The sequence below is a fragment of the Roseibium sp. RKSG952 genome (genome assembly GCF_009711355.1).
This window is the reverse complement of the sequence record NZ_SMMF01000046.1, coordinates 1-223: the sequence shown is the minus strand read 5'-3', so window position 1 is coordinate 223 and position 223 is coordinate 1. Positions and strand designations below refer to the sequence as shown.

At 57.0% G+C, this 223-nt stretch carries 1 pseudogene; it reads right to left on the bottom strand.

Annotation, left to right across the window (positions count from 1 at the left end):
* Positions 1 to 223: pseudogene (locus E1297_RS48635) on the bottom strand (siderophore biosynthesis protein); the annotation flags it as partial.

The window sequence follows — 223 nt, the reverse complement described above, 5'->3', positions numbered from 1 at the left end:
CAGATCGATCAGATAGGTGAGATGTGACAGAATTCGGTCTGCCGGCAGACCGAAATCGATCAGACATGCCAGCTCGTCAATTCCCAGCGCCTGCCAGTGATTGACACGCTCGAGAACCTCCCCGGGTGTTCCGAACAGGCCTTTCGAATCGAGGAAACGTGCGACCGCGTTGTCGATCAGCGCCTGATCGGCGTCCCGGCTGTTTCCGATATCGTCATAGGTC